The organism is Aeromonas sp. EERV15 (assembly GCF_900079845.1).
GTDB lineage: Bacteria > Pseudomonadota > Gammaproteobacteria > Enterobacterales > Aeromonadaceae > Aeromonas > Aeromonas sobria.
In genome coordinates, this window is sequence record NZ_FKKY02000047.1 from 1 (window position 1) to 1,385 (window position 1,385).

A 1,385-nucleotide genomic window follows, 5' to 3' on the forward strand; every position below is an offset into this window, starting at 1 on the left:
CATGTACAGGACCTTAAGCGTTGAGCCCCTTTAAAACGCCTTCCAAGGTCCTGTTCTGTATCGATTTTCTCTGCTTGGTTCGGCAGGCGTTCTTTGCCAAATAATCAGCTGCCCATTCCAGTCTTTCCCTTATTTCTGTCAGCGCCCTATGGGCCACTGCTTCCAATAGCGGCAACCACCATGTCGTACTGTTCTTTGACGCTTTCAACATCGATAGCTTCCCTGTCATCACACTCTGCGCGACCCGTCTTTTCATCACCAGCGACAGCAAACTCGTCCACACCAATCCCTCGGCGATGGCTTTCTCCCCCGTCACAAACCCCTTGAGCCGGTTGTGCGATTTCCACTCTTTAAATAACAACTCCACCTGCCAACGGCAGCGATACAGGCTCATCACCTGTTCTGCTGACCACGTTGCTCGCGGCAGGTTGGTCATCCACAGACAGAACCGCTTTTCCTCGGCAAACCAGCGCCGGATCAACCGATATTCCACCTTGCCGGACTTCACCACCATATCCAGCACCTCGGCCCGACAGCGCCGCCGTCCGGCCTCTTTCAGTGACAGTCCCGCCAGTTTTGGCACTTCCCGTCCATCACTGCGCCAGGCCTGGATTATCTTGGGGTTCAGGTTTTGAGTGCCTCGCACCAGATAAAATCCGCCAGCGTCGTTCACCTGCTCAAACCAGGCCCTGTCAATGTAACCCGCGTCAGCCAGCAGCAGGCAGTTGGCCAGCTTGTGGGCCTCAGGGAGAAATTGCCGCTCCCCTGCGGTATCGGCAGACACACTCATGCACAGCGGGCTTTGCTCCGACAAAGACATGGTCATATGGCACTCGATAGCCGCCGGACTGATGGTCTTGAACCGGCCAGGAAAGTCAGCAGCCAGGCGCCGATGCACAGCAAAGGAGGTGCCATCGTGCAGTAACACCTGCTTGAACGCACCGAGGGAAGCCGCTTTGAGTTGATGGTCGATACGCAAGGCGATGGCCCGTTCGACCAGCGCTTTCATAAACAGGGCAAAGCTCTCTTTGCGCAGCTGATTGTGAAACGGTTTGTAGGAAACCTGATGCGCGTTCACTAGTTGCAAGGCATTGAAATGACGGTGTAACCCGGCAATATCATTGACCTGGTCGCCCCCCATGGCCCGCAGTAGTGCAGGTACGAGCATGGCTGGGGTAATGGCACGCTGACGCAGACAAAACTTGCAGAGCCGAGCAATGCGCTCGAGTGCGGCGGGAGCCAGGAGTTGCTCCAGATAGTGATTAGCATTAATAATGGTCATAGGCTTCGCGCGTGTTGATTTTGTTTGGCGATAAAATCAGATCACAAACGAAGCCTTTTTTATATCTATTTCAATTGGTTGCCGCTAAAGATCCTGTACATGA

1 protein-coding gene is annotated in these 1,385 nt (G+C 54.3%); it reads right to left on the bottom strand.

Annotated elements, in window-relative coordinates; genetic code table 11:
* Positions 1-13 precede the first annotated feature (13 nt).
* A complete protein-coding gene (locus BN4575_RS20310) occupies positions 14-1,282 on the bottom strand; it encodes an IS4-like element ISAeme3 family transposase (protein ID WP_068979563.1) in 1,269 nt (422 codons plus the stop codon).
* Between the last annotated feature and the right edge of the window lie 103 nt (positions 1,283-1,385).

Excerpts from the sequence above, each read along its gene's own strand:
- BN4575_RS20310 (WP_068979563.1), bottom strand. The coding sequence starts at position 1,282 with ATGACCATTATTAATGCTAATCACTATCTGGAGCAACTCCTGGCTCCC.